General features: G+C 71.6%; 12 protein-coding genes and 4 pseudogenes. 4 read left to right on the top strand and 12 right to left on the bottom strand.

Annotated features, from left to right (window positions below; translation table 11 throughout):
* Positions 1–201 precede the first annotated feature (201 nt).
* On the bottom strand, positions 202–627 hold the full coding sequence (locus ACEXOX_RS32080; protein ID WP_406524501.1) for a hypothetical protein: 426 nt from the start codon (positions 625–627) through the stop codon (positions 202–204).
* A gap of 285 nt (positions 628–912) precedes the next feature.
* Here ACEXOX_RS32080 and ACEXOX_RS32085 point away from each other — a divergent pair, with 285 nt between their 5' ends.
* A complete protein-coding gene (locus ACEXOX_RS32085) occupies positions 913–1,143 on the top strand; it encodes a hypothetical protein (protein WP_406524502.1) in 231 nt (76 codons plus the stop codon).
* A gap of 32 nt (positions 1,144–1,175) precedes the next feature.
* On the opposite strand, the gene ACEXOX_RS32090 is transcribed toward ACEXOX_RS32085, so the two are convergent.
* The 6 genes and pseudogenes from ACEXOX_RS32090 to ACEXOX_RS32115 all read right to left on the bottom strand — a co-directional run bounded on the left by ACEXOX_RS32090 (position 1,176) and on the right by ACEXOX_RS32115 (position 7,061).
* A complete protein-coding gene (locus tag ACEXOX_RS32090) occupies positions 1,176–1,697 on the bottom strand; it encodes a hypothetical protein (protein ID WP_406524503.1) in 522 nt (173 codons plus the stop codon).
* A 137-nt stretch (positions 1,698–1,834) separates the two neighbouring features.
* Positions 1,835–3,112: an NlpC/P60 family protein gene (locus tag ACEXOX_RS32095; RefSeq protein ID WP_406524504.1), complete on the bottom strand. Its 1,278-nt coding sequence runs from the start codon at positions 3,110–3,112 to the stop codon at positions 1,835–1,837.
* A gap of 236 nt (positions 3,113–3,348) precedes the next feature.
* A pseudogene (locus ACEXOX_RS32100) lies at positions 3,349–4,364 on the bottom strand (chitinase); the annotation flags it as partial.
* A 426-nt stretch (positions 4,365–4,790) separates the two neighbouring features.
* On the bottom strand, positions 4,791–5,054 hold the full coding sequence (locus ACEXOX_RS32105; RefSeq protein ID WP_406524505.1) for a hypothetical protein: 264 nt from the start codon (positions 5,052–5,054) through the stop codon (positions 4,791–4,793).
* 84 nt (positions 5,055–5,138) lie between these two features.
* A complete protein-coding gene (locus ACEXOX_RS32110; RefSeq protein WP_030022592.1) occupies positions 5,139–5,879 on the bottom strand; it encodes a TetR/AcrR family transcriptional regulator in 741 nt (246 codons plus the stop codon).
* A 234-nt stretch (positions 5,880–6,113) separates the two neighbouring features.
* Positions 6,114–7,061, bottom strand: a complete 948-nt coding sequence (locus tag ACEXOX_RS32115) for a diiron oxygenase (protein WP_406524506.1) — start codon at positions 7,059–7,061, stop codon at positions 6,114–6,116.
* A 170-nt stretch (positions 7,062–7,231) separates the two neighbouring features.
* On the opposite strand from ACEXOX_RS32115, the gene ACEXOX_RS32120 reads away from it, so the two are divergent.
* Positions 7,232–8,350 (top strand): ferritin-like domain-containing protein, encoded by a 1,119-nt coding sequence (locus tag ACEXOX_RS32120; protein ID WP_406524507.1) that lies wholly within the window; start codon positions 7,232–7,234, stop codon positions 8,348–8,350.
* Positions 8,351–8,404: 54 nt separating this feature from the next.
* Here ACEXOX_RS32120 and ACEXOX_RS32125 read toward each other — a convergent pair whose 3' ends face one another.
* The 4 genes and pseudogenes from ACEXOX_RS32125 to ACEXOX_RS32140 form a co-directional block, all read right to left on the bottom strand.
* Positions 8,405–9,316 carry an ABC transporter ATP-binding protein gene (locus ACEXOX_RS32125; protein ID WP_406524508.1) on the bottom strand — a complete coding sequence of 304 codons (912 nt, stop codon included), beginning with the start codon at positions 9,314–9,316 and terminating at the stop codon, positions 8,405–8,407.
* Between the two features lie 99 nt (positions 9,317–9,415).
* A complete protein-coding gene (locus ACEXOX_RS32130) occupies positions 9,416–9,967 on the bottom strand; it encodes an HD domain-containing protein (protein WP_406524509.1) in 552 nt (183 codons plus the stop codon).
* A gap of 67 nt (positions 9,968–10,034) precedes the next feature.
* Positions 10,035–11,488, bottom strand: a pseudogene (locus tag ACEXOX_RS32135) (penicillin-binding transpeptidase domain-containing protein).
* Positions 11,485–13,010 (bottom strand): annotated as a pseudogene (locus tag ACEXOX_RS32140) (FtsW/RodA/SpoVE family cell cycle protein). The pseudogenes ACEXOX_RS32135 and ACEXOX_RS32140 overlap by 4 nt, the downstream one beginning before the upstream one ends.
* A 909-nt stretch (positions 13,011–13,919) precedes the next feature.
* Between ACEXOX_RS32140 and ACEXOX_RS32145 the strand changes: the two are divergent.
* Positions 13,920–15,157: pseudogene (locus ACEXOX_RS32145) on the top strand (cytochrome P450).
* Between the two features lie 309 nt (positions 15,158–15,466).
* Here ACEXOX_RS32145 and ACEXOX_RS32150 read toward each other — a convergent pair.
* Positions 15,467–16,699 carry a cytochrome P450 gene (locus ACEXOX_RS32150; RefSeq protein ID WP_406524510.1) on the bottom strand — a complete coding sequence of 411 codons (1,233 nt, stop codon included), beginning with the start codon at positions 16,697–16,699 and terminating at the stop codon, positions 15,467–15,469.
* 734 nt (positions 16,700–17,433) lie between these two features.
* Here ACEXOX_RS32150 and ACEXOX_RS32155 point away from each other — a divergent pair.
* Positions 17,434–17,559, top strand: a complete 126-nt coding sequence (locus tag ACEXOX_RS32155) for a hypothetical protein (RefSeq protein ID WP_361586066.1) — start codon at positions 17,434–17,436, stop codon at positions 17,557–17,559.
* Positions 17,560–17,805 lie beyond the last annotated feature (246 nt).

The following is a 17,805-nucleotide window of genomic DNA, read 5'->3' on the forward strand; positions in this document are numbered from 1 at the left end:
CCGAAGGATTTTTGCATATGTCCCTGGTGAGGTCCGATGTGTGACGGTGCCGCCGCTGGGGGCTCCACATGCTCTCGGACCTGCCGTAGCGGCCATCGTGGTTGCGGTGGTTACGGAGGCTTGATCGGGGCCCTGCTGTCCTGGGTGGCTGCGGGGATTCGTGGCGACATACTGGCGTGAGCAGCGGCGGTGACCGGTGCGTCAGGGGAGCTGGACCCTGTGATTCATCTGCTGTCGAAGCACAGCCGTGCCTTTCTGTGGTCGGCGTCGTGCGAGGGCGGCTCCCGGCATGGCGAGGGCGGTGGCGAAGGCGGTCCAGAACACGAGCTTGCCGGTCGGCCCGTTGACCGTTCGCGCGTCCCCGTCATCGTGCAGGCAGAACGAGTCGGGCGGGAAGTACCGCGTGATCGGGGTGCCTGCGTGGTGGCACGGTGATGTCTCCGGAAACAGGGATCCGTACGCCCGCTGCGAGAGCGCCCCGCCGACGATCACCGCCAGCCACCCGGTCGACAGGAACACCACCAGCATCCAGGCAGGGACCTTTGCTCGGCGCCCCAGCAGCCAGACACCGGCTGTCGGTACGACGAACACGATGCCCAGGACGGACAGCAGGAGCAGCGACTTCACGGTCCGATTACAGCATCGGCCGCCGACGGGCCTCGTCGGAGGTGCGGGAAGGGGCGGCCGCTCGCCGGGGTTGGCCGCCCCTCCGATTCGGCTGCGGTGGCAGCCTGGAAGACTGTCCTGGTGCTCTTGGAACCTGAGAAAACCCTGTTCATCCGGGGTGCCACCCCCGTACTGCTGATGTCCGAGGCTCCTGCACACGAGGCTCTGCCGGCTCTGACCGCGCCGGACGGGGCGGTTCCTCGGTGTGAGGGCTGGAGCGTTGTGCCCAGGCTCACCATGTGCGTCGTGGACGGGCCCGGGGAAGCCGGGCTCATGATCCCGGCTTTTGTCGCGCCGGTGGTCGTCGAAGCCGGTGAAGGCGTCGAGCCGGGTGAGATGGCCGACTGGTGTGCGGATGCCGAACGGGCCGGTGGCGCGGTGGTGCTGTCCCTCGACGCTCTGCCCGAGATCCTTGACTGGTCCCACCTGCTGGGCTCCGGTACGGCCCATGGCGGTTTCATGCCCGTTCTGGCCTGAGGCGTTCCGGTCGGTGCGGGACGCCGGCGTTCTCAGCGGAGAGTTTTCAGCGCTCTGCGGAGCGCGTAGGACGCGAGGGCGGCCAGCGGGACGGCAGTGACGGCCACGAGGAGCCACTGCTGGGCGTAGTGCGTGGCCATGGTGGGGGTCCTGCTGAAGGAGATCATCGGCTTCCACGTGTAGTAGGCCAGGACCATGATCACCTGGGAGAGCGTCGCCCGGGCCACGGCATGGACGGCGCTGGGGGCGGTGACGCCGAGTACGAAGACGATCACCGTGTACGGGAGGTAGCCGGAGGCCAGGCGGGAAGCGGCGTCGACGGTCCTGCCGTCCCCGTCGCCGGCGATGGCGATGTAGGCGGACAGAGCGCCCGCGACGGTGCCGACGACGAGGGTGGTGGCGGCACGGGGCAGCGCCCGGAGGATTGGGGAGCCGTACCCGGAGGGGATGGATACGGGGGTGGAGGGGACGGCTACGGGGGTGGAGGGGACGGCTACGGGGGTGGAGGCATCGGTGGGGCGAGTGCTCGGGGGAGCTGTGGGATTCGAAGCCATGCGGCCAGTTCACGGCGGGAATGTGCGCGCACGGTGCCCTGTGGATGACCGATTGGCTGCAAAGGTGTAGGCATCCGGTCATCGGTGCAGGCGTCCGGTCACCGCAGAAGGCAGTCACTTGTGGGGTGGCGCCGGTTTCACCCCCGGTCCGGGCGGACCGCGCCCAGGAGCGGGTTCGATGCGATGGGGGAGACCTTGACCCGGGCGCCGGGGCGGGGGGCCTGGACCACCAGGCCGTCGCCCAGGTACATCGCGACGTGTGTGGCGCCGGGGAAGTAGAGCACCAGGTCACCGGGGCGCAGCGCCCGCAGCGGTACGTGTGGCAGCTGCCGCCACTGTTCCTGGCTGGTGCGCGGGATGGGCCGCCCGGCGTGCGACCAGGCCTGCGAGGTCAGGCCGGAACAGTCGAAGGAGCCGGGGCCCTGCGCTCCCCAGACGTACGGCTTGCCGACCTGGCGGAGGCCGTACCGCACGGCGCGGTCCCCGCTCGCCGACGGCGTCCGGGTCGCGCCCAGCTTGCCGGAGGACAGCAGGCTGCGCTGTGCCTCGTCCGTGCCCTGCTGTTCCATCCGGTCCAGTTCGGCGAGCTGGTCCTCCGAGAGCGTGGAGAGCAGTTCCTCGACCTCCTTGAGGCGGCCTTCGACCGCGTCCCGCTGCTCGCGGCGCCGCTCGGTGAGCACCTGCTGCTCGTCCAGGGCGGCGCGCGCCGCCTTCGCGAGCTCGTCCGCCCGCTTCTCGTTGCCGGTGAGCCGGGCGACGGTGGCGGCCTGGCTGCCGGCCGCCTCTTTGAAGAGGTGGCCCTCCTCCAGTACCTCCCGCGGGTCCGCGGAGAGCAGCATGCGCAGGTACGTGGAGAGTCCGGCGGCGGCGCCGCCCTGGTACTGCTGGCGGGCGAGCCGTCCCGCGTCGGCCTGCCCGTCGGCGAGCCGGGTACGGGCGCGGGCCAACCGGATGTTGAGGTCCTGGGACTCCTTGCGCTGGGTTTTGAGGTCCTCCTCGGTGGCGTTGTACGCCTCGGTGGCCTGCTCGGTCCGCCGGTAGAGGTCCTGGAGCCGGGTCAGCAGCCGGCGGAGGGAGGCGTCCTCGTCGGGGTCGGGGGCGGGGTTGGGGTCTGGGTCGGTTGCTTCCGGTCCGGCAGGTCCTTCGGGGCCGGTGGGTTCCTCCGGTCCGTCCGGTGTGTGTGATGCGTCCGGTACGTTCGGTGCGTCCGGCAGGCCCAGGGTTCCGGTCGCGGCCGGGTCCGGCTCCGGTTCGGCGTGTACGGGCGCTGCGGGCAGCGCCAGGACGGCCGCGCCCACCAGCGCCGCGGCGCAGACCGACCGTACGAGCCGGGCCGGCCCCGACCGCCCCGGGCCCGACCGCCCCGGCTCGGATCGCTCCGGCCAGGACTGCCCCGACGCGCACTGCCCCGACACGCGCTGCCCCGACGTACACCGCCCCGACATGCACCGCTGCGACACGTATCCACCTCCGACGGACAGCTGCGGCTCCGGCGGACCCGCGGTCCGCCGCCCGGTTCGTTCGGATCGTGCCACGGTGGTCGTATCTTCGCCGTGGGGGTGGGGCCACCGGAGCGGTACGGTCACCCGATCAGCGGCCGGGGGCGTGTCCCGGCGCCCGGCGGCGGCCGGGGCGTGCTGCTGAGGTGCAGTCAGCTTCCGTAGTAGGCGTCGAAGTTCTTCTGGAACTCCCAGTTGCCGAACCGGTCCCAGTTGACGGACCAGGTCATCAGGCCCCGCATGCCGGGCCAGCGGCCGTGGGTCCGGTAGGTGCCGCAGTCGGTGCCCCGGGTGAGGCAGTTGAGGGCCTTGGTGACCTCGGCGGGGGCGGTGTGCCCGTTGCCCGCGTACGGGGAGGCGGGCAGGCCGATGGCGACCTGGGACGGCTTGAGTGCCGGGAAGACGTTGTTCTGGTTGCCGGCGACCGGGAAGCCGGTCAGCAGCATGTCGGTCATCGCGATGTGGAAGTCCGCGCTGCCCATGAAGTGGTACTGGTTGTCCAGGCCCATGATCGGGCCGGAGTTGTAGTCCTGTACGTGCAGCAGGGTCAGGTCGTCGCGCAGCGCGTGGATGACGGGCAGGTAGGCGCCGGCGCGGGGGTCCTGGCCGCCCCAGGGGCCGGAGCCGTAGAACTGGTAGCCGAGCTGGACGAAGAACGTCTCCGGCGCCATGGTCAGGGTGAACCCGGCGCCGTACCGGGCCTTGAGGGTCTTGACCGCCGAGATCAGGTTGACGACGGACGGGGTCTTCGGGTTCTTGAAGTCGGTGTCGCCGGTGGCCAGCGAGAGGAGTGGCCCTCGAAGTCGATGTCCAGGCCGTCCAGCCCGTACCGGTCGATGATCGCGCCGACCGACTGGACGAACCGGTCGCGGGCGGCGGTGGTGGTGAGGCGCACCTGCCCGTTCTGCCCGCCGATCGAGATCTGCACCTTCTTCCCCGCGGCCTGCTTCGCCTTGACCGCGGCCTTGAACTCGGCCTCGGTCTCCACGCCCGGGCACTCGGTCTTCGGGCAGAGCGCGAAGCGGATGTCGCCGGAGGTGACGGAGGCCGGCTCGCCGAAGGCGAGGTTGACGACGTCCCAGCTGTCCGGGACGTCGGCCAGGCGGGTGTATCCGGAACCGTTGGCGAAGCTCGCGTGGAGGTAGCCGACGAGGGCGTGCTCGGGGAGGGCCTGGGGGCGGGCGGCCGGTGCGGTGGGGGCGGCCGCGGTGGGCGGTGGGCCGGCCTGGGCGGTGGCTTGGGCGGGGGTGACGAACAGGGCCGTGGCACCGAGGAGGCCGGCGGCCGCGGCGGCGAGGGTGGCGGTCAGAGGTCTTCTGGACGGGCCGGGTCTGTGACCGCGGCTACTGCTGCGGCTGCGACGCATGGGGGGCTCCTTGTCGACGGCGGTACGGAGGGGACGTACACGGGTGCCGAACGTGGGGAAGGGGCCGCCCCTGCGGGGTGGGGGCCTTGCCAGGGAGGCGCAGGCGCGGCTCCCCCTGGGCAGGCAGCAAACAGGACTAGACCAGTACTGTCAATGGTCCGGACCAAGCGGGATGGTGAAGGGGCGGGGCTGCCGCGCCGGGTGCCCGGCGCGCGCCGGCCCGTGCGGTCAACGTCGTTTCGTCCACGGCCACTTCGGGCCGCCCGGCACCCTGCCCGCCGGGTCGTACTCGTACTTCCAGCCCCTGGGCAGGCCCAGCCGGCCCACCCGGCCCGGTGCGCGCCGGTACAGGTGCACCGTCGGCGGGCGGCCGTCGTCGTTCGGTACGGGGATCTCGTACGTCTTCGGCGGCTGGCCGGTCGCGCCGACGAGGACCGGCAGCACCCGCCCGTCCAGCGGGCCGCCGACGAACGGGGTGTTCTCGCTTCTCACCCCACCAGTCTCACATCGATGTACAGTCCGGTGAAAGCGCAGGTCAGGCCAGCCGGAGCGGAAACGCGCCCGGACGGCCCCGGCTCACAGGAGGTGGGCCGCGTCGGCCACGATCGGCAGGATCCGCCGGGCCAGCTCACCGGCCGGGCCGTCGGCGGTCTCCATCGCCAGCGCGGCCCGTGCCACCCGCTCGGCCTGCTCGTCGGTGGCCGCCGTCGCGGTCAGCAGCGCGACGAAGTGGTCGACCAGCCAGTCCCGCAGCTCGTCCAGCGGCGGCTGCTTGTCCTCGTCCAGCCAGATCAGGGAGGCGGCCTCGACGGCCGTGATCCACGTACGGACCGCCATCCGCAGCCGGGGCGAGGGGGACGTGGCGCCGAGATGGTGCAGGATCTGGTCGGCGGCGGTACGCCGCACCTCGTCGACGATCGCGGACGTCCGGGTCGTCTCGACGACGCTGCCGCCCTGGAGCAGGGCGCTGAACCCCGCGTCGTGCTCGTCGACGAACGCCAGGTAGCGGTCGAGCGCCCGGCCGAGGCGCCGGGTCAGCGGACCGTCCTCCGGCTCGTCGAAGCAGCCCTCCAGTATGTCGGCCGCGCTGCGCAGGGCGGCCTCGTACAACTGCTGTTTGCCGCCGGGGAAGTAGCGGTAGACGAGCGGCCGGGACACCTGCGCGGCGGCCGCGACGTCGTCCAGCGACACGTCCTCGGGGGCGCGCTGGGCGAACAGGCTCAGGGCGGCGGTCAGGAGTTGGGAGCGGCGCTGCTCGACGCTGAGCCTGCGGTAGGCGGGTCGGGGTACTGCTGGGGCGGTGCCGCTGCCGTTCATCCCAGCAGCGTAACCGGCCCGCCGGGAAAGCGCCGGGGCGGGTTCGGGGGCCGGGGCGCGTTCGCGCGCGCGGCCCGCGCCGCGCCGGCGCGTCCCGGACCTCGGACGTACTGAACCGGGTCCGGGGCCCTGGGCGCGTACGCGCCGGACCGGACCGGCGCGGACCGGCTCCGGGTCGGACCGGACCGGCGCGGCGACAGCCGCCCGGCCCGAGTCGCCGCCACGCCCCGGCGGTTACGCCAGCAGCCCCGAGCTCTTCCAGAGCTTGCGGCCCACGCCGCGCAGGACGCCGATGTCGTCGAGGAACTCCGTCAGCCGGCCCGCGCCGGACTGCATCACCTCGCGGCGGTGCCCGCTGGCCTTCACCTGGGCGACCGCCTCCCGCCGGTCCAGGCCGACGTTCGTGTAGACCTGCGGGTTGACGAAGGCGATGGAGAAGACGCGGGCCGCCTCGCCGCAGCTGACACGGGTCAGCTCCTGCTCCCAGCGCGGCGCGGTGACCATCTGGCGGCGCAGTTCCTCGCGGGCGTACCGGACGTGGCGGGCCTCTTCGACGACGTGGATGCGGGTGACGCCGCGCACGATCGTCTGGACCCGCTCGTCGGGGAAGGTCAGCCGCTGCATCCAGTCCAGGATCTCCTCGCCGAGCAGCGTGCAGGCGAACGAACCGGGCGTCGTGGACACGGTCTTGAGGATGCGCGCGAGGTTGTGGTTGAGGCGGGAGACGGGGTACGCGGGCGCCTCGCCCTTCTGGATCATGCGCGCGAACATCTTCGAGTGCCGGCACTCGTCGGCTATCTCGGTCAGGGCGTAGCGGACGTGCGCGCTGGTGACGGACTTGTCGTAGATGTGCCGTACCAGCAGCTGCATCAGGATGATCTCGAACCAGATGCCCAGCGAGGCCAGCGACGCGGCCTCGTGCCGGGACAGCTCCATCCGCTGCTCCTCGGACATCTTCTTCCACAACGGGGTGTCGTACAGGGACACCAGCTCCGGCGGCCAGAACCACTTGCCCTCTTCCAGGGGCGCGTCCCAGTCGAGTTCGGTGTCCGGGTCGAAGGAGTGCTTGGCGGAGGAGTCGAGCAGTCGTTCCGCCACCTGCTCGCGGTCCTTGAGCAGCCCGAGGGCGTCCCGGAGGACTCCTGGCTCCGTCACGGTGGTTGCCGGCGTCACGGTCGTCATGGCTGTGGTTACCTCGCTCGTGGGTTACCCGCGGTCACGTCTTATGAGACTGCTTGTCAGCAAGCCCGTCAATCCCCTGCGCGCGAATTGTTGACCCGCCGGTAAGTCCGTGTGAGCCTGCCAACGACCGTCTCCGGTGCGAGGGTCACAAGCGAAGCGAGGAGGCACAGGTGTCGAGCCGCGAGCTGTACACACAGGACCCGGGCGCGGATCCGTGGACCGTACCGGCGGGCAGTCCGGCCCGTCTCAGCTGGGAGTACGACGGCGGCCGCGAGCGGCTGCTGGCCCTCTACCAGAAGGGCAAGGACAAGCAGTGGGACGCCAACCTGCGGATCGACTGGGCGCGGGAGGTGGACCCGTACGATCCGCTCGGCACCCCGGACGAATCGGTTTCCCTGTACGGCACGCCGTACTGGGACCGGATGTCGGACAAGGAACGCGGCGAACTGCGGCAGCACTACGCGGCCTGGCAGTTCAGCCAGTTCCTGCACGGCGAGCAGGGCGCGATGGTCTGCGCCGCGCGGATCGTGGAGACCGTCCCCGACCTCGACGCGAAGTTCTACTCCGCGACCCAGACCATGGACGAGGCCCGGCACGCCGAGATCTACAGCCGCTTCCTCAAGGACAAGATCGGAATGCTCTACCCGGTCAACGACAACCTCCAGGCGCTCCTGGGCGACACGCTCCGTGACTCCCGCTGGGACCTGCCCTACCTCGGGATGCAGGTACTGATCGAGGGCCTCGCGCTGGCCGCCTTCGGCATGATCCGCGACACCACCACCCAGCCGCTGCCCAAACAGATCCTGACCTACGTCATGCAGGACGAGGCCCGCCACGTCGCCTTCGGGCGGCTGGCGCTGCGCGACTATTACAAGCAGCTCTCCGACGCCGAACTCCGCGAACGCGAGGAATTCGTCATAGAGGGCTGCTACTTGATGCGTGACCGGCTGCGCGGCCTGGAGGTCCTGGAGAACTTCGGCGTGCCCCGCCAGGAAGCCGCCGACATCACCGAGAACTCCGAATTCCTGCACCTCTTCCGCAAACTGCTCTTCAGCCGCATCGTCCCGTGCGTGAAGGACATCGGCCTCTGGGGCGAACGCCTCCAGCGCGCTTACGTGGACATGGGCGTCTTCGACCTCGGCGACTCCAGCCTGGACCAGCTGATGGCTCAGGACGAGGAACTGGCCGAACAGCTCGACGCGGAGCGCTTCGCGGAGGAGGAGCGCGCGCGGGTCGGTGAGGTGACGGAGGCGATCGCGCTGGGGGAGGAGGACGGGGGCTCGGCCTGAGAGCGCGCGCGGCGGTGTGCCGCGCCGTGCTGTCAAGGTTGCACAGTTGGACGGTCAGCGGCGCCCTGAGCGCGCCAGCCACCGGCCGTCGTGGCAGGTCACCTCTACGGGCCGGCCGAAGCACGCCGTCATGCGCTCGCCGGTGAGGACGTCCGCCACCGGGCCCTGCGCCTGCACGCGGCCCTCGCGCAGCAGCAGCGCGTGGCCGATGGCGGGGGAGAGCTCCTCCAGGTGGTGGGTGACGGTGACCGTCGACAGACCGGGGCGGCCTTCGGCCAGGCGGTGCATGGTGTCGATCAGGTCCTCCCTGGACGGCAGGTCGAGCGCGTTGAACGGCTCGTCCAGGAGGAGTAGCGATGGGTCGGCCATCAGTGCGCGGGCGATGAGGAGACGGGCCCGCTGGCCGCCGGAACACACACCGTACGGGCGGTCCGCCAGGTCCTTGCACTCCAGCTCGGCCAGCAGTTCGTGCGCGCGCTCTCGGGTGGCGTCGTCGTACTTCCCCCAGAGCGGCTGCACCGTGCCGGTCGCACCGGTCAGCACCACGGTGTGGCCGGTCGCCTCCTGCGGGACCTTCTGCGCGCTGGAGACCAGGCCGATCGCGGCGCGCAGTTCGCGTACGTCGACGGTGCCGAGACGGTGGCCGAGCACCTCGACGGTTCCGGTGGTGGGGAACATCAGCGCGCCGACCAGCCGCAGGACGGTGGTCTTGCCCGCGCCGTTGGCGCCGAGGAGGGCCCAGTGCTCGCCGGTGCGTACGGTCCAGTCGATGCCGTCGAGGATGACCTGGCCGGTGGTGAGACGGCGGACGCTCGCGTCGTGGAGGGCCGCGATGACCCGGCTTTCGAGGGTGGTGGAGAGAGGCGCGGGAGTTTCGGGGCCCGAGGGAGCTGAGGGAGCTGAGAGATCCGAGGGGGCCGAGGGAGTGGTGGGAGTGCTGGGGTCCGAGGGCTCCGAGGTCGTCATGGCGGGCAGGTTAGCTGTAGGGGGCAGCTTTGTGGGGGTGGTGTCCGGGGTGTGGACCGGGGCGGCGGAGCCGTGCAGGCGGGGCGGTGACGGCCGGGCCTACGCCAGCCCCAGCAGGCCCCGGACCCGCCGGTATTTCACGGTCAGCCGCTCCCGCGTCGCCGCGTCCAGCACCGCGAGCCGCGCCGGGTCCGCGTTGTGCGCCAGATCCGCTTCCTTGATCAGCAGCGCGCCCGGCGTGGCCAGGATGCGGGCCGTGTACGCCTCGACCGGCTCGCCCGGGCGCTTGGTCACCGCGCGGACCATCGCCTTGGTGCGCGCGGTGAGCGCGGCGCCGGCCAGCCACGCGGGCGTGAGCGCGCCGTCCTCGACGGCGTCGTGCAGCCAGGCGGCGGCGATCTGCTCGTCGCTGCCGCCGCGCTCCCGTACGCCCCCGGCGACCGCCGCGAGATGCTCCGCGTACGGGCGGCCGGCCTTGTCCGTCTGCCCCGCGTGGGCCCGGCGGGCCAGCGCCTCGATCTCGCTCAGGGTCAGGAGTGCCCGGTCACCGGCCTGATGTGCGGGTCCCGGCTGCCCCGTAAGTCCGTGCCTCCGCTGCCCCGAATGTCCACGCCTCCGCTGTCCCGTACGTTCGTGTCCCGGCTGTCCCATGCGTCCCCCTGCGCGGCGTGGCGTTGCCTTCCGTACGTTCCCCTACGTTCCCGTACGTCCCTGTACGTCACCGTAGCGCGGCCCGCATCACCGCGCGGGCGATCGGTGCCGCGCTGCCGCCGCCGCTGATGTCCGCTCGGTCGGCGGCCGCGTCCTCGACGACCACCGCCACGGCCACCGCCGGGTCGGCCGCGCCGTCCTTCTTCGCCCAGGAGACGAACCAGGCGTACGGCGTGCCCTTGTTGTCCACGCCGTGCTGGGCGGTGCCGGTCTTGCCGCCGACGGTGGCGCCGTCGATCGCGGCGCCGGTGCCGGTACCCCGCGTGACCACGCCGGTCATCATCTCCTGGAGGCGTCGCGCGGTGCCGCGGCTCATGGCCCGGTGCAGGGTCTTCCGCCGGGTGGCGGTGACCGTGCCGCCGTGCGCGTCGGTCACCTTGTCCACCAGATGGGGGTTTCGACCTCGCCGTCGTTGGCCACGGCCGCGGCGACCATCGCCATCTGGAGCGGGGTGGCCGTGGTGTCGTACTGGCCGATGGCCGAGAGGGCCACCTGCGCGTCGTCCATCTCGGTGTCGAAGACGCTGCGGGCCGCGGTGGAGGGGATCTTCAGATCCGCGTCGTTGAAGCCGAACTTCTCCGCGGTCCCGGCCATGCCGTCCAGGCCGACGTCCACGCCCAGGCGGGCGAAGACGGTGTTGCAGGAGACCTCGAAGGCGTGCCGCAGCGACGCGTTCGCGCAGCCGCCCGCCTCGTTGGTGAGCCGGGTGGACGTCCCCGGAAGGATGTACGGGTCCGGCGCGTCGGTGGCCGCGTCGATGTCGGTGACCTTGCGGTGGTCCAGCGCCGCCGCGGCCGTGACGACCTTGAAGGTGGAGCCCGGCGGGTACGTCTGCTTCAGGGCCCGGTTGATCATCGGCTGGCCGCCGCTCCGGTTGAGCCGGTTCCAGGTGTCGGCCACGGACTGCTCGGTGCCGGCGAGGTCGTTCGGGTCGTACGACGGCGTGCTGACCAGCGCGAGGATCCTGCCGGTGCGCGGCTGCACGGCGGCCACCGCGCCCTTCTTGCCGCCCAGCCCCTCGAACGCGGCCTGCTGCACCGCCGCGACGACCGTACTGACCACGTCGCCGCCCGGCTGCTGCTCGCGGCTGATGTCGGTCCACAGCGGGACCGGCGCGAGCCGCGGGTCGGTGCCGGACAGCACGTCGTCCTCGGCGTTCTCCAGCAGCGAGGTGCCGTAGACCTGGGAGGCGTAGCCGGTGACGGGCGCGTACAGCGGCCCCTCGGCGTACGTCCGCTCGTACCGCAGCCGGCCGCCGCTGTCGCGCGAGCCGGTCACCGGCTCGCCGTCGACGAGGATGTCACCGCGCGGCTGGCTGTAACGGGTCAGCGCGGCGCGCCGGTTGGCGGAGTTGTCGTCGTAGTGTCCGGCCTCGAAGACCTGGACGCGGGCGGCGTTCAGGAGCAGCGCCACGAGCAGGAGCAGGCAGAAGACGCTGGCGCGGCGGATGTAGCGGTTCACCGGTGGCTGTCCTGGTCGTCGTGGTGGTCGTAATCGTCGTGGTTGCGGTAGTTGCCGTGGTTGCGGTGGTTGTCCTCGGCTTCGCCGCCCCCGTATCCGTACGGCATGTCGTCCTCCTCGTACGGCGGTGCGGAGGCGCCGGACCGGGCGCCGTCGGTGCCTGCCGCCGCGACCGCCCCGGGCTCCGCGGCGTCCGGGTGCGGTCTGCGGGCGCTGTCGCTGACCCGGATGAGCAGCGCGACGATGACCCAGTTGGTGACGACGGACGAGCCGCCCTGGGCGAGGAACGGCATCGCCATGCCGGTCAGCGGGATGAGGCCCATCACGCCGCCCGCGATGACGAAGACCTGGACGGCCAGGAGGAGGCGAGACCCACGGCCAGCAGCCGGCCGAACGGGTCGCGCAGCGCCAGCCCGGCCCGGTAGCCGCGGGCCACCAGGAGCGCGTAGAGGAGGAAGAGGGCGGTGAGGCCGGTCAGGCCCAGTTCCTCGCCGTAGGTGGCCAGGATGAAGTCCGACTTCATGGCGAAGCCGATGAGGGCGGAGTGGCCCTCGCCCAGGCCGGTGCCGAGCAGGCCGCCGGCGGCGAAGGCGAACAGCGACTGGGCGAGCTGGCTCGCGCCCCGGCCCGCCGTGATGCTCGCGAACGGGTGCAGCCAGTCCGCGACCCGGCTGTGCACGTGCGGTTCGAGGACGCCGACGGCGGCGGCACCGGCGGCGGCGAGCAGCAGGCCCACCGCGATCCAGCCGGTGCGGCCGGTGGCCACGTACAGCAGGACGACGAAGACGCCGAAGAAGAGGAGCGAGGTGCCCAGGTCGCGTTCGATGACCAGGACGCCGACGCTGACCAGCCAGACGGCGACGACCGGGCCGAGCACCCGGCCGGTGGGGAACTGGAGCTTCCACATCCGCTTGCCCGTGTGGGCGAGGGCGTTGCGGTTGGCCGCCAGATAGGCGGCGAAGAAGACGGTGATGAGGATCTTCGCGAACTCGCCGGGCTGGAAGGAGAAGCCCGCCACCCGGATCCAGATCTTGGCCCCGTTCACGGCGGGGAAGAAGATCGGGACGACCATCAGGACCAGGCCGGCGGCGACCGACACATAGGCGTAGCGCTGCAGGGTGCGGTGGTCGCGCAGCAGCAGGACGACGGCGGCGAACAGGCCGACGCCGAGTGCGGACCAGACGAGCTGGGTGGGCGCCGCCCGGTCCGCGGGGGTCTCCAGGTCGAGCCGGAAGATCAGGAGCAGCCCGAGCCCGTTCAGCAGGATGGCGATGGGGAGCAGCAGGGGGTCGGCGTAGGGCGCGCGGAACCTGACGGCGAGGTGGCCCAGGAGGGCCAGGGCGGCCAGGCCCGCCCCGTAGCTCGCGGCGTCGCCCGGGACGGCGTTCTGCCGGGCGAGCCCGACGTCGATGTACCCGCAGACGCTGATCAGGACGGCGCCGGCGAGGAGGGCCAGTTCGGTGCCCCGGCGTCCGGGCGTCCTCAGGCCCGGTGGGGGAGCGTCCGCCGTGGGTGCGGTCATGACAGGCAACGTAGCAAGCGTTGAGGCATATGTCCTTTATGTCGGGTTCGGTGGGGTGGGTGTGGTGTCTGGGATGGGGCGGGGGTACGAGGTGCGTGATGTCGGGCGGGGGTGGCGGTCGGCGGACTGTGGTCTACGGGTGGTGGTCGGTGGTCGGCGTCCTGCGCTCGGCGGCCTGCGGGTGGCGGTCGGGGCGATGCGGGCGTGCGGGAGTCGTGCGTACGGCCGCGCGCAAGGGTCGTGTGGGTACGGCCGCCCGATGAGCGGGCCAGGTGCCGGTCCGGCCCCTGAGGACGGGTGGGCATGATGCCGGGCCCGGGCGGGCACGGTTTCCGCGGCCGGACGGCGCCGGGCGGGCCCGGCGGGACTCCGGCCGCCTCCCCGGGCGGGCGGGCCGGACGGCGTACGGGCGGGGCGGACGCGTGAAACGGTGCGCGGGTTGCCTCGTTCGCCCGTGACGGAAACGGTGGGCAGCACACCTCGCATACGGTTGGCTTTCGCCCATGACGCCCGGTACCTCCACAGCCCCGGCGGCACGTCGCGGAGCGGCGGCCTACTGGCCCGCGAGCAGGGCCGGTTCGTGCGGACCGGGCCGCGGCCGCGGCCGACCCCGGGGAAGCCCCTAGGGGGCGAACAAGGGTTGTTCCGTGATTGCGCGCAATGGCAGTTTGTAAACTCGCCCTCAGACCACGCGCACACATATGTACAAGGCTGAGCTCGTCACGCTGGATGCGGCCGACCGGTCCATGGCGCACGTCACATCCGCGAACGCCGAGCGGATGTCCCGGCGTTCGGCAGCCCTTACCGGGGCCCGCCGAGGGCGGGTGACCGTCCCCCTCGACGAAAGGCAGTATTAGCGTCATGACGACTCTCCGTTCCCGGATCATCGCCTGGGCCGGCCGCCTGTATATGGCAAGGACGCGGAAGAAGGGCTTCGACCTGTCTCGGATGTCTTTCTTGCCCGAGTCTGTGCTGATGCCGCTGCGGCGCGACGGGCTGGACCCGGTGGGCGAGCTGGCGACGGTGCGGGAGCGGGAGCCCATCAGCAAGCTGCCGGTGCCGATCGCCGCCAATGTGTGGCTGGTCACCGGTTACGACGAGGTCAAGGCCGTCCTGGGCAAGGGCAACGCCTTCAGCTCCGACTTCACCAACCTCATCGGGCAGGCCGGCGCCAGCACCGACCAGAACCCGGGCGGCCTCGGTTTCGCCGACCCGCCGGTGCACACCCGGCTGCGCCGTCTGCTGACGCCCGAATTCACCATGCGCCGCCTCAACCGGCTCACGCCCCGTATCCACGAGATCGTGGAGGAGCGGCTGGACGCCATGGAGAAGGCCGGTGCCGCCGGCGACCCGGTCGACCTGGTGGAGATGTTCGCCCTGCCGATTCCCTCGCTGGTCATCTGCGAACTCCTCGGAGTTCCGTACGAGGACCGCGCGGACTTCGAGCGGCTGAGCGCCGCCCGCTTCGACCTTTTCAGCGGCGCCAACGCGTCGTTCGGCGCCATATCGGAATCGCTCTCGTATTTCCGTGAGGTGGTCAAGAAGCAGCGGCAGAACCCGGGCGACGGCCTGCTCGGCATGATCGTCAAGGAGCACGGCGACTCGGTCAGCGACGAGGAGCTGGCGGGCCTCGCCGACGGCGTGCTGACCGGCGGCTTCGAGACGACCGCGAGCATGCTGGCGCTGGGCGCCCTGGTACTTCTCCAGGACGACTCGCACTTCGCGGCCCTCAAGGACGGCGACGAGGCGGCCGACCGCTACGTGGAGGAGCTGCTGCGCTACCTCACCGTCGTGCAGGTGGCCTTCCCCGGTTCGCGCGGGAGGACCTGGAGATCGCCGGCGTGCCGATCACCAAGGGCGACGTGGTGCTGTGCTCGCTGAGCGGCGCCGATCGGGACGGCAAGCTGGGGCCCGACATGGAGCGCTTCGACCCGTCCCGCAACGTGCCCTCGCACCTCGCCTTCGGCTACGGCATCCACCGCTGCGTCGGCGCCGAGCTGGCCAAGATGGAGCTGCGCGCCGCCTACCCGGCGCTGGTGCGGCGCTTCCCCGCCATGCGGCTCGCGGTGCGGCCCGAGGAGCTGGCGTTCCGCAAGCTGTCGATCGTGTACGGGATCGAGTCGCTGCCGGTCCGCGTCGACGGCTGAGCCGGGTTTCCCCGCCGCGCACCCGCCGTACCGGCATCTCGGCCGTACCCGCCGTATTGCTTCACCTGCTTCACCCGCACGCGCCGGAAGGGCGGAAGCCCCGCCCCTCCGACGCCATGCTTCGATAATCGATTATCCGCGATAAACGATTATTCACGACGGCCGGGCGCCGGGCCGAAAGGCCGAGGCCCCGGCCGCCGGTCGTTTCCCTCGCTTCTTCCGCGAAGGCGGAAGCGCCCTGGCCGCCCGGACTCACTCCGGCCGCCCGGACTCGCTGATGACACCCGGACGCACTCCGGGCACTCGGACTCACTCCGGCCGCAGAGCCACCGGCAGGCTCGTGACGCCGCTCAGCAGGTTGGAGTAGTTGCGGCGGGTGTCGCCGCGCAGCTCCACCGACGCGACGAGTTCGCGCAGGCCGGTCAGCATGGCGGCGATCTCCGCGCGGCCCAGGTAGGCGCCGAGGCAGAAGTGCGGACCGTACCCGAAGGACAGGTGCTTGTTGGGGGTGCGGCCGAGCAGGAACCGTTCCGGGGCCTCGAAGACCTCCTCGTCCATGTTGGCCGAGTCGTTCCACAGCGTGACGACGTCCCCGGCCCTGATCACCTGCCCCTGCCCGCCGACCGGGACGTCCTCCAGGGCCGTACGGCCGAAGTGCAGCGCGGGCGTCGTCCAGCGCAGGATCTCGTCGACGGCGGTGGAGATGTCCGCCTCGCCGCTCTTCAGGGCCCGCCACTGGGCGGGGTGTTCGACGAGTGCGAGCACCCCGCCGGTCATCGACATCCGGCTGGTCTCGTCACCGCCGATGATCAGGCTGTAGCAGTTGACCACGATCTCGTCCATGGTCAGCGGCCGGCCCTCGATGAGGCCGGTGGCCAGCACACTGACCGCGTCGTCGCCCGGGTTCCGGCGCCGCTCCTCGGCCAGCGTGCCGAAGTACGCGAGGATGTCGTTGCGCGCCTGCCAGGCGGCGACGGGCGACTGGGCCGCGCCGTCGTTGCCGAGGGCCGTCGCGGTCAGCTCCAGCACCTTCGCGCGGTCCGCCTCGGGTACGCCCATCAGGTCGCAGATCGCGGTGAGCGGGATGTCCGCCGCCACGTCCCGGGCGAAGTCGCACTCCTCGCGGGCCACCGCGGCGCGGAGCAGGGCGCGGGTGGACTGCCGGATGTGGTCCACCACGCCTTCCAGCGCGCGCGGCGAGAACGCCTTGAGCAGGATCTTGCGGATGTCGGCGTGCCGTGGCCCGTCCGTCACGGCCGCCATCATGCCCGCGGCGGAATCCCCGCCCATCAGCAGCGTGGTGAGGACATTTCCCTTCTCGGACGTGAACCGCTTGTCGTCCCGGTAGATTTCGGAGACGTCCGCGTGCCGGGAAACGACCCAGAAACCCGGCGCTCCGCCGACGGAAGGGTGCCAGTAGAACGGCTGCGTCCTGCGCAAATGCCGCCAGACCTCGCTCAGGTCGTACTCGGCGTGGGTACGCGGGTCCGTCAGATCCAGCGTCGCTATGTCCCCCGGACTCAGCATGATGCGGCTGGGCATGGATTCCCCCTGCTCCTCAAGGCTCCTCGGCCGGAGTCGCCCAGGCGGCCGCTCCGCATTCGCACAGTAGCAACTCGCCGCATGGCGACGGGCGTCGTGGCCGGGGTTCTTGGACGTGCTCCGCCGACGCGTTCCGCCGACGCGATCCGTCAACGCGGTCTGCCGACGTGCTCCGCTGCCGGGCTCCGTCGCCGCACTCCGTTTCCCCGCATCATGTCCGGCCGACAGGTGCGCCAACAAGGTGCGGTAAATCGTCGCGATGCATTTCCCAACCTTTTCCGCAGCCTTGTTCCCGTCACCTGCCCATGCCGGTGCGATGCCTTCGCCGTGGCCCGCCGCCCCGCACCGGACGGCGAACCGAAGGGCGGTGGGCGGTGGGGTCGGCGGCGAATCGAAGGCGAAGGGGAACGCGCCCGGTCTGCGCCCGGCGGCCGTTGACCCGTGCCGCGCGCCGGTGCCGCCCGCGGGCGGACGGCCTCCGCGCCGTGTCCGCCGGGCGTGCGCCGCCGCGCTGTCCACGCCGTCCGCCCGGCTCCTCCGGCCTGTTCGGGCCATCCGCTCCCGCTTTCGGTTGCTTCGTCCAACTACCCCCTCTGAGCTGCGATTACGTGATCAGACGCGACGGCATCAGGTGACATTTCGCCATAGAGTGCGCCCCGAAGCGCGTGCTAGCATCCCGGTGTTCGACAGGGCCGGAACAAGGTCGTCAGGATCGTTGGCCGACGGGGGCACGAATGATGGCAATCGACGAGAGAGCGGACGCGGTGCCGGGCACCGGTGCCCGCTTCGACGGCGCGATCCGGTGTGCGACCGGCCGCCGCACCGCACCACCACGCCGCCCGGCGGCCACCGCCTCGTAGCGGCCTCCCGGACCGGCCCTCTGGACCGGCCCCCGGACCGGCCCCCGACCGGATCACCGACAGCCTTCCCTCCCGTGAGCGGACCGTGCCCTGCCCGGAACGGCAGCGGCCGGCACACGCACCCGAGTGCGGCACGGCGGAAAGCGGAATTACGCCGCCCCGCCCCGCACCGTGCGCCCGTCACGGCACGACCATCACTGCGTACCACGGAATGTCGCGCCGGGTCTTTTCCGCGAGAAGAAGACC

The organism is Streptomyces sp. Ac-502 (genome assembly GCF_045222935.1).
In the GTDB taxonomy this organism is placed as follows: Bacteria; Actinomycetota; Actinomycetes; order Streptomycetales; family Streptomycetaceae; genus Streptomyces; species Streptomyces monomycini.

Bases quoted from the DNA above. Each gene is read 5' to 3' on its own strand.
- ACEXOX_RS32090 (WP_406524503.1), bottom strand. From the start codon at position 1,697: ATGGCTTCGAATCCCACAGCTCCCCCGAGCACTCGCCCCACCGATGCC.
- ACEXOX_RS32110 (WP_030022592.1), bottom strand. From the start codon at position 5,879: ATGAACGGCAGCGGCACCGCCCCAGCAGTACCCCGACCCGCCTACCGC.
- ACEXOX_RS32115 (WP_406524506.1), bottom strand. From the start codon at position 7,061: ATGACGACCGTGACGCCGGCAACCACCGTGACGGAGCCAGGAGTCCTC.
- ACEXOX_RS32125 (WP_406524508.1), bottom strand. From the start codon at position 9,316: ATGACGACCTCGGAGCCCTCGGACCCCAGCACTCCCACCACTCCCTCG.
- ACEXOX_RS32130 (WP_406524509.1), bottom strand. From the start codon at position 9,967: ATGGGACAGCCGGGACACGAACGTACGGGACAGCGGAGGCGTGGACAT.
- ACEXOX_RS32150 (WP_406524510.1), bottom strand. From the start codon at position 16,699: ATGCCCAGCCGCATCATGCTGAGTCCGGGGGACATAGCGACGCTGGAT.
- ACEXOX_RS32155 (WP_361586066.1), top strand. From the start codon at position 17,434: ATGATGGCAATCGACGAGAGAGCGGACGCGGTGCCGGGCACCGGTGCC.